Genomic DNA, 9504 nt, shown 5'->3' on the forward strand with positions numbered 1-9504 from the left:
TATTCGAATTACCCGGCCAGCGTGCGCAGCCTGCCGGTGCTGGGCGGCGGGCTGGACCCCAACATCGAAGGCATCGTGGCGTTGCGGCCTGACGTGGTGCTGCTGGCCACGTCGTCACGCGCCAGCCAGCGCCTGGAGTCGCTGGGCATCAAGGTCGTCGCGCTGGAGCCCCGGAGCCACGCCGACGTGCGGCGCGTGCTCGGGAAAATCGGAGTGCTGCTTGACATTCCCGAGGCGCAGGGGGTGGACCGCCTGTGGCGCACCATCGACACCAGCATCTCGGCGGCGGCGCAGTCGCTGTCACCCCGGGCCAGGCGCGCGCGGGTGTATTTTGAAGTCAACCGCGGGCCTTATGCCGCCGGCGAGTCCTCCTTCATCGGCGAAACGCTCACGCGCCTCGGTGTCAAAAACGTGGTGCCGGCAGCGCTGGGTCCCTTCCCACGGCTCAATCCCGAGTTCGTGGTGCGCGCCAACCCCGACGTGATCATGGTCGGCAACCGCAGCATGCAGGCCATGGCCTCCTACCCCGGCTGGGGCAGCATCAAGGCGGTGAAGGAGCAACGCATCTGTGTTTACGGCGTGGACGAATCCGACGTGGTGGTACGACCCGGCCCGCGCATGGCCGAGGCGGCCCGCCTGATGGCCCGCTGCCTGGAAGACAAGGCGCCGCCCGTACCATGAGTGCGCGTTTTCCCGATCAGCACCGCCTGGCCCTGCTGCTGGCCGGCGGCCTGCTGCTGGCCAGTGCGGCCCTGCTGTTGCTGGGTGTGAGTGTGGGCAGCACCGGTTTTGAAAGTGTGCGCAACATGTGGAGCGACGCACAGGCCCTGCAGATCGTGCGCGAGATCCGGCTGCCGCGCACCGTGGGCGCCTGGCTGGCCGGCGCCTTGCTGGGCCTGGCCGGCGCGGTGGCGCAAGGCCTGTTTCGCAACCCGCTGGCTGACCCCTACCTGCTGGGCAGCGCCTCTGGCGCCTCACTGGGCGTGGCCCTGGCCATGGCGCTGTTTGGCGTGTCGCCGCTGGCGATGCACTGGTTGGCGCGCATCGGCCTCACCGGCGCGGCCTTTGTCGGCGCGGTGCTGGCCGTGCTGCTGACCCTGCTGCTGGCCAAGGGCGTGCAGCACACGCTGCGCCTGCTGCTGGCCGGCGTGATTGTCGGTGTGGTGCTGGGCGCCATCACCTCGCTGATCCTGCTGCTCACGCCCGAGATCATGCAGGCCATGCAGTCCTTCATGCTGGGCAGCACAGGTTTTGTCGGCTGGACCGCCTGTGCCGTGATGGCGGTGGTGCTCGCCTTCAGCGTGCTGGCCGCCTGGATGATGAGCCATGTGCTCGACGGCCTGGCGCTGGGCGAAGCCACCGCGCAAAGCCTGGGCCTGCGCCTGCCGCAGATGCGGGTGGCGCTGGTGGCGGTGCTGGCGCTCGCCACCGGCACCGCCGTGGCGCAGACCGGGCTGATTGCTTTTGTCGGCCTGGCCGCGCCGCACCTGGTGCGCTCCGTCGTCAAGACCACCCACGGCCGCCTGACTGTGCTGGCCGCCCTGATGGGTGCGGTGCTGCTCACGGCCGCCGACATCCTGGCACGCTGGCTGGTGGCGCCGCAGGAGCTGCCGGTGGGCGTGCTGACGGCGGTGCTGGGCGGCGGCTACCTGCTCTGGCTGATGCACCGGCACACCGGAAGAGGGGCAGGGCTGTGATGCAAACCACCTCTCCAGTTGCTATGAATTCAGTAGCTATTTCCGCCCGCTCCATCAGGGCCAGCCTCGGACATGTCGAGGTATTGCACGACATCTCGCTGGCGCTGCCCGCTGCACGCTGGACCAGCATCGTCGGGCCCAACGGCGCCGGCAAGTCCACCCTGCTCAAGGTGCTGGCGGGCCTGCTGCCGCACCACGGCGAGGTGGCCTTGCTGGGCCAGCCGCTGGCCGGCCTGCGCGGTCGCCAGCGTGCGCAGCAGCTGTCCTGGCTGGGCCAGAATGAAAGTTCGGCCGACGACCTGACAGCTTACGACGTGGCCATGCTGGGCCGCCTGCCGCACCAGGCCTGGCTGGCGCCACCCAGCGCCGCCGACCACGCCGCCGTCGAGCGCGCCCTGCGTGCCACGCAGGCCTGGGACTGGCGCGCCCGCGCCCTGGGCCAGCTCTCGGGTGGCGAGCGCCAGCGCGTGTTGCTGGCGCGTGCGCTGGCCGTCGAGGCGCAGGTGCTGCTGATGGACGAGCCGCTGGCCAACCTCGATCCGCCGCACCAGACCGACTGGCTGCTGATGGTGCGCGCCCTGGTGGCCGAAGGCAAAACCGTGGTCAGCGTGCTGCATGAAATCTCGTTTGCGCTGCAGGCTGATGAACTGGTGCTGATGGACCAGGGCCGCATCGCGCACCAGGGCGCCTGCGGCGACGCGGCCACGCACCGCGCGCTGGAACACGTGTTTGATCACCGCATCGCCGTGCACCAGCTGGCCGGCCAGTGGCTGGCCGTGCCAAGAATCTGAAAGACCTTCCCCCATGAACATCGAAACTCCCCCCACCGACAAGCCCTACGACAAACCCGAGGGCGAACGCCGCGGCCTGCTGATCGTCAACACCGGTGACGGCAAGGGCAAAAGCACGGCGGCGTTTGGACTCGCGTTGCGCGCGCACGGCCGCCACCATGTGCATGGCAAGGCGGTGAAAATCTTCCAGTTCATGAAGGTGCCAAGCGCGCGTTTTGGCGAGCACCGCATGTTCGAACAGCTGGGCATTCCCATCGAAGGCCTGGGCGACGGCTTCAGCTGGAAAAGCCAGGACCTGGAACACTCGGCGCAACTGGCGCGCAACGGCTGGGAAAAGGCCAAGGCCGCGATCCTGAGCGGCGACAACTTCATGGTCGTGCTCGACGAGCTGACCTACCCGCTGATCTACGGCTGGATGCCGTTGGACGATGTGCTGCAGACCCTGAAGGACAGGCCGAAGGACGTGCATGTGGTGATCACCGGCCGGCGCTGCCCGCCCGAAATCATCGCACTCGCCGACACCGTGACCGAGATGAGCCTGGTCAAACATGCGTTCAAGGCGGGCATCCCCGCGCAGCGTGGCATCGAAGACTGAAGATGCTGCTGGCCTGGGACACTTTTCAGGCGGTGCACAGCGTGGCCGTGCTGACTGCCTGCGTGGCATGGGTGCTGGCCTTCGTGCTGGTGTTGCTGCTGGCCCTGTGGATTGACGCGCGCTGGGGCGAGCCGCGCGCCGCCTGGCACCCGGTGGTGGCCATGGGGCATTACCTCGAGGTGTGCGGACGCGTCGTTTCCTCCTTGCCGCCGGCACCGGCCTTGGTATCCGGCACCCTGGCCTGGTGGCTGGGCGTGGGGGTGGTGGGCGCACTGGCCTGGGTGCTGCAGGCGTTGGCTTTTGCGCAGGTCGCCCGCCTTGTTGCGGCGCCTGGCCTGCAGACCGCGCTGGTCGCCTTGCTGGCGCTGCTGCTGATGGGCTGGCTGCTCAAATGCATGTTGTCCTGGCGCATGCTGCATCACGAGGTCGGCGCGGTCGAGGCCGCGCTGCAGCAATCGCTGGCGGCCGGGCGCGAGCGCCTGTCCTGGCTGGTCAGCCGCGACACCGCGCTGCTGAGCGACAGCGAAGTGCGCGAAAGCGCGATCGAGTCCCTCGCCGAAAACCTCAACGACTCTGTCGTTGCGCCGGTCTTCTGGTTTGTGTTGCTGGGCCTGCCCGGCGCCGCCATCTACCGCTTCGCGAACACCGCCGATGCGATGTGGGGCTACCGCGGCATGCACCGCGGCCGTCACTGGGAGTGGGCAGGCAAGTGGGCGGCGCGTGCCGACGACGTCCTGTCCTGGCTGCCCGCGCGCCTGACGGCCTGGCTGCTGGCCCGGGTGGCGCGCGGCCTGCCGCGCGGTGCGCTGCGTCGGGAAGCCGCCAGAACCCCGTCGCCCAACAGCGGCTGGCCGATGGCGGCCATGGCCCTGGCCCTGGGCGTCAGCCTGCGCAAGCCCGGCATCTACACACTCAACGCGGCGGGGCGGCCGCCCCGGCCCGCAGACACGGCTCTGGCCCAGCGTTATGCATCAAAAACAGTGTTTGCCCTTGTGCTGTCTGCGGAGGCAGCTATTGTTTTGATAGCTATTGGAACGGCATGGACGCTCGCCCCATGAGTCGCGGCGCGCCGGCTTTCCAACGCGTGCACGGCGGTCCCGACGCTGCCGGTGTTCCGCAGTTTGATTTTTCCACCAACAGCCACGCCGGCGGACCCTGTCCGGCGGCGCTGGCCGCGGTGCAGCAGGCCGACGCCGGCCGCTACCCCGATGCCGGGTATGACACCTTGCGTCGGCAGCTCGCCGCCTTCCACCAGGTCGATCTGCAACGTGTGCTGCTGGCCGGCAGCGCCAGCGAGTTCATCTTTCGTATCACCGCGCTGGCGGTGCAGCGCGGCGCCACGGCAGTCTGGCTTCCACCGCACAGCTACGGCGACTATGCGCAGGCCGCGCAGGCGTGGAGGCTGCCGCTGGTGGCGCAGCCGGCGCAGGCGCAACTGCGCTGGGCCTGCGACCCGTCGAGTCCGCTGGGTGCGGCGTATTCGGGGTTAGATCAGCTGACCAATCCGTCGGCATTGTGTGTGCTGGACCTCGCCTACGAGCCGCTGCGGCTTGAAGGCGCCCTGGCGCTGTCCGACGCGGCCTTGCAAAATTTCTGGCAACTGTGGACACCGAACAAGGCGCTGGGCCTGACCGGCGTACGTGCGGCCTATGTGATCGCGCCACCCGATGCCGGCGATGCGGTGGTGCAGCTCGACACCCTGGCGCCGTCGTGGCCGGTGGGCGCCCATGGCGTGTCCATGCTGCAGGCCTGGACCACGCCCGAGGTGCAAGCCTGGCTGGCCGCCAGCCTGGCCACGCTGCGTGAATGGAAAGCGCGGCAGATCGCGCTGTGCGAAGTCATGGGCTGGACCTGCCTGCCCAGTGACGCCAATTTTTTCTGCGCACGGCCGCAGCTGCCGCCAGGCATGAGCCTGGCGCAGGCTTTGACCGAACTTCGCGGGCAGGGCATCAAGCTGCGCGACACCACGTCTTTCGGTTTGCCGGGGCTGGTACGGCTGGGTGTGCTGGCACCGGCCGCGCAGGACGCATTGCACAATGCGTGGCAACACATCATCAGGAAAGCAACATGACTGCCAGAAGCGTGATGGTTCTGGGCACCACCAGCGGCGCCGGCAAAAGCTGGCTGACCACCGCGCTGTGTCGCTACTACGCCAACCAGGGCCTGAAGGTCGCGCCCTTCAAGGCGCAGAACATGAGCAACAACGCCAGGGTAGTGGCCCCCACGCTCCGCACTGGCGTGTCGTCGCTGCCCCCCGAGGGGGCTAATTTTCCTTGGGGCGGCCCGGCGGAAAATTGGTCCTCCGGTGGTGAGATCGGCAGCGCCCAATATTTTCAGGCGCTGGCGGCCAGGGCGGTACCTGACGTCCGTATGAACCCGCTGCTGCTGAAGCCCGAGAAAGACACACACAGCCAGGTGATCCTGATGGGGCAGGTCAACGCCGAACTCTCGCGCATGGCCTGGCGCGGCCGCAGTGCCTCGGTCTGGCCGGTGATTGCGCAGGCGCTCGACGACCTGCTGGAAGAAAACGACGTCGTGGTCATCGAAGGCGCGGGTTCGCCAGCCGAGATCAATCTCAAGGACAGCGACATCGTCAACATGCGGGTGGCGCAACACGCCCATGCCGCCTGCCTGCTGGTCACCGACATCGACCGCGGCGGCGCCTTCGCGCACCTGTACGGCACCTGGGCCATGCTCGATGCAGCCGAACAGGCATTGATCAAGGGTTTTGTGCTGAACAAGTTCCGCGGCGACGCCAGCCTGCTGGCACCTGGTCCGCAGATGCTGCAGGACCTGACCGGTGTGCCCACGGTGGCGACCTTGCCGATGTGGTGGCAACACGGACTGCCCGAGGAAGACGGTGTTTTTGATGATCGGAGCAAAGCCTCCGGCGCGGTGACCCGAACGGTGGCCGTGATTGCCTACCCGCGCATCAGCAACCTCGACGAATTCCAGCCGCTCAAGAATGTGCCCGGCATTCACCTGAAGTGGGTCCGCAGCCCGGGCGAACTCGCTGGCCTGGCGGCTTCCGACTGGATCATCCTGCCCGGCTCCAAACACACGAGTGGCGACCTGGCCTGGCTGCGCGATCAGGGGCTGGACAGCGCGATTGCCGCGCATGCCGGGCGCGGCGGCGCCGTGCTGGGCATCTGCGGCGGGCTGCAGATGCTGGGCGAGGCGCTGATCGATCCGCACGGCATCGACGGCAACGGGCCGGGCCTGGGCTTGTTGCCGGTGGTCACGCTGTTCGAGGCCGGCAAGACCGTGCAACACCGGCAGGCGCGTTTTGCATCGGTCGGTGGCCCGTGGGCGGCCTTGTCCGGTGTGCAGGTGCAGGGCTACGAAATTCACCACGGCCAGACCGCGCCGCACAGCGCCATGGCCGCCGCCGGCGATGTGGCGCAGGCGGTGCTGCCCGGCGGGCTGGCCTGGCAAAACGGCAGCGGCAATGTGCTGGGTGTCTACCTGCATGGGCTGTTTGAAGACCCTGCCGTGTTGCACGCGCTGTTCGGGGCCAGCACGCCGACGCTGGAGTCGGTGTTTGAGGGCCTGGCCGACTACATCGGCAGGCATTTTGACGCGGGGGTCCTGGACGCGCTGATCGCACCGGCGCCCGTGCGCACCGCCTGACAGGCCGCTGCGCGGGCTTATAGTTGCCGTGCACTGGCTTCCCGCACTCCAGGGGGAGGCCTTCGTTTTCTCAAACAAGCGTCCGAAGGATAGCCGTGTTCATTGTGGTCCTGGCCAATATTGCCGTCGTATCCCTCGCCGTGATCATTCACTACGAATGCCTGCTGCGGCTCACCCTGCTGCTGGCCCGGGTGAAACTCCGCCATCGCCTGCGCATCCTGCTGGGCGTCGGCGGTGCGTTGATGGCCCACGCGGTGGAGGTCTGGGTGTTTGCCTTTGCCTACTACTTCATGCACCACGCCAGCGAATGGGGTCGCCTGAAAGGAAGCTTCGATGGCAGCCTGATGGACTGCGTGTATTTTTCCTTCACGACCTTCACCACGCTGGGCTTCGGCGACATCCAGCCCACCGGTGACCTGCGTTTCCTGACGGGCATCGAGTCATTGACCGGCCTGGTGCTGATCACCTGGACAGCGTCCTTTCTTTTTGTCGAGATGCAGAAGTTCTGGAACGCGAAGTAATTTGCGAAGGTGCGCCTCCGGTGCGCCAACCGGATGTAGCGGCATCGCTGCGGGGGTGGCTACAATACTGATTATTCATACAGTTCCGCAGTCCCTGCTGCCTGACACCAACCGCCTTCCATGACGACCGCCATCGACAAGGACAAGCCCTATGTGGTGGCCGTGCGTGCGCTGTGTGATTTCACGGCGAAACAGGGCGACCTCGATCTGCGCTTTACGCCCTCGCCGTCGGCCCTCGAAGGCATGGCGGGTCACCGCATGGTGGCGATGCGCCGGCCGGCGCATTACCAGACCGAAGTCAGCCTGAGTGGGGCCTACCAGGACTTGCTGGTGCGTGGCCGCGCCGACGGTTACGACCCCGAACTCGGCCAGCTCGAAGAGGTCAAGACCTTCCGTGGCGACCTGGAGGCCATGCGCGCCAACCACCGGCATCTGCACTGGGCCCAGCTCAAGATTTATGGCCACCTGCTCTGCCAGAAAGAGGGCCTGCCCCAGGTCAAGCTGGCGCTGGTGTATTTCAACATCGCCACGCAGGACGAAACCCTGCTGGCCGAAGCCTTCAGCGCCGCCGAGCTGGAAGTGTTCTTTGAAGAACAGTGCGACCGTTTCCTCGACTGGGCGCGCCAGGAGATGGCGCACCGCGCCGCGCGTAACGAGGCGCTGCAGACACTGGCGTTTCCGCACGAGAATTTTCGCCCCGGCCAGCGCGACCTGGCCGAAGCCGTCTACAAGTCGGCCAGCAGCGGCCGCTGCCTGATGGCGCAGGCGCCCACCGGCATCGGCAAAACCGTGGGCACACTGTTTCCGCTGCTCAAGGCCTGCCCGACGCAGCAACTCGACAAGGTGTTTTTCCTCGCGGCCAAGACGCCGGGCCGCCAGCTCGCGCTCGACGCCGTGACTCGCATCCAGCGCAGTGCGCCGGCGCTGCCGGTGCGCGTGCTGGAACTGGTGGCCAAGGGCAAGGCCTGCGAACACCCGGACAAGGCCTGCCACGGCGACGCCTGCCCGCTGGCCCAGGGTTTTTACGACCGCCTGCCGGCAGCGCGCCGCGCCGCCGTGGCCCTGGCCGGCCCGCTCGACCAGGGCGCACTGCGTGAGGTGGCGCTGGCCCACGGAGTCTGCCCGTATTACCTCGGCCAGGACCTGCTGCACTGGAGCGATGTGGTCATCGGCGACTACAACTACTACTTCGACATCAACGCCATGCTGTACGCGCAGACGCTGGCCAATCAGTGGCGTGTCAGCGTGCTGGTCGACGAGGCGCACAACCTGGTCGAGCGCGCGCGCAAGATGTATTCGGCGGAGCTGGACCCGGCCCGCCTGCTGTTGGCTCGCCAGGGTGCGCCGGTGGCCATCAGGCGTGTGCTGGACCGCCTGCAGCGCAGCTGGCACGAACTGCACCAGGACCAGGCCGAGGCCTACCAGGTGTACGACGAGGTGCCGCAGGCTTTTCGCGGCGCGCTGCAGCAGACGGCCAGCGCCATTCTGGACCACCTGGCGGATCACCCGGCCGGCATCGACGGCAGGCTGCAGGATTTTTTCTTCGAGGTGCTGCACTTTTCACGCATGGCCGAGCTGCTCGATACCCATTCGCTGTTCGACATCACCGATGCTGCGAGTAGCGGGGGCGGTGCCGTCCTGTGCCTGCGAAACGTCGTGCCGGCGGGTTTTCTCTCGCAGCGGTTTGCGGCGGCACGTTCGGCGGCGCTGTTTTCGGCCACCCTGAGCCCGGCGCACTACTACAGCGACATGCTGGGCCTGCCTGAAGACACCGCCTGGATCGATGTGGCCTCGCCGTTCCGGGCCGAGCAGCTGTCGGTGCAGGTGGTGGACGACGTGTCCACCCGTTTCCAGCATCGCGGGCATTCGCTGTCACCGATGGTCGACCTGATGGCGCGGCAATACACGGCAGCGCCCGGCAACTACCTGAGTTTTGTCAGCAGCTTCGACTACCTGCAGCAACTGGCCGAGCTGTTCAAAGCGCGTTACCCGGCCATCCCCGTCTGGGAGCAGTCGCGCGGCATGGAGGAAAGCGCCAAGCGGGGCTTTCTTGATCGTTTCAAGACCGACACCCGCGGCATCGGCTTTGCCGTGCTGGGCGGCGCGTTTGCCGAGGGCATCGACCTGCCGGGCAAACGCCTGATCGGCGCTTTTGTCGCTACTCTGGGGCTGCCGCAGATCAACCCGGTCAACGAACAGATCAAGCAGCGCATGGAGACCAGTTTCGGCAAGGGGTACGACTACACCTACCTGTACCCGGGGCTGCAAAA

9 protein-coding genes are annotated in these 9504 nt (G+C 67.2%); all 9 read left to right on the forward strand.

What is annotated here, in order from left to right; all coding sequences use genetic code 11:
* A partial coding sequence (locus PSV33_RS15080; protein ID WP_300563048.1) for an ABC transporter substrate-binding protein occupies positions 1-681 on the forward strand: 681 nt, incomplete at its 5' end.
* The gene (locus tag PSV33_RS15085) at positions 678-1697 is read left to right on the forward strand and encodes an iron ABC transporter permease (RefSeq protein ID WP_300563050.1); all 1020 of its coding nucleotides are present in this window, start codon (positions 678-680) and stop codon (positions 1695-1697) included. The genes PSV33_RS15080 and PSV33_RS15085, both read left to right, overlap by 4 nt.
* Before the next feature lie 23 nt (positions 1698-1720).
* A complete protein-coding gene (locus PSV33_RS15090; protein ID WP_300563059.1) occupies positions 1721-2488 on the forward strand; it encodes an ABC transporter ATP-binding protein in 768 nt (255 codons plus the stop codon).
* Between the two features lie 13 nt (positions 2489-2501).
* The gene (gene cobO, locus PSV33_RS15095; protein WP_300563052.1) at positions 2502-3083 is read left to right on the forward strand and encodes a cob(I)yrinic acid a,c-diamide adenosyltransferase; all 582 of its coding nucleotides are present in this window, start codon (positions 2502-2504) and stop codon (positions 3081-3083) included.
* 2 nt (positions 3084-3085) lie between these two features.
* Complete coding sequence (cbiB, locus tag PSV33_RS15100) at positions 3086-4141, forward strand: adenosylcobinamide-phosphate synthase CbiB (protein WP_300563053.1); 1056 nt, start codon at positions 3086-3088, stop codon at positions 4139-4141.
* Positions 4123-5154, forward strand: coding sequence for an aminotransferase class I/II-fold pyridoxal phosphate-dependent enzyme (locus tag PSV33_RS15105; protein ID WP_300563054.1), 1032 nt, complete (start codon positions 4123-4125; stop codon positions 5152-5154). The genes cbiB and PSV33_RS15105 overlap by 19 nt, the downstream gene beginning before the upstream one ends.
* On the forward strand, positions 5151-6713 hold the full coding sequence (locus PSV33_RS15110) for a cobyric acid synthase (protein ID WP_300563055.1): 1563 nt from the start codon (positions 5151-5153) through the stop codon (positions 6711-6713). The genes PSV33_RS15105 and PSV33_RS15110 overlap by 4 nt, the downstream gene beginning before the upstream one ends.
* Positions 6714-6808: 95 nt before the next feature.
* Positions 6809-7234, forward strand: a complete 426-nt coding sequence (locus PSV33_RS15115) for a potassium channel family protein (protein WP_300563056.1) — start codon at positions 6809-6811, stop codon at positions 7232-7234.
* 120 nt (positions 7235-7354) lie between these two features.
* The coding region (locus tag PSV33_RS15120; protein ID WP_300563057.1) for an ATP-dependent DNA helicase at positions 7355-9504 on the forward strand (2150 nt) is incomplete at its 3' end.

The sequence above is a fragment of the Polaromonas sp. genome (assembly GCF_029945895.1).
Classification (GTDB): domain Bacteria; phylum Pseudomonadota; class Gammaproteobacteria; order Burkholderiales; family Burkholderiaceae_C; genus Polaromonas.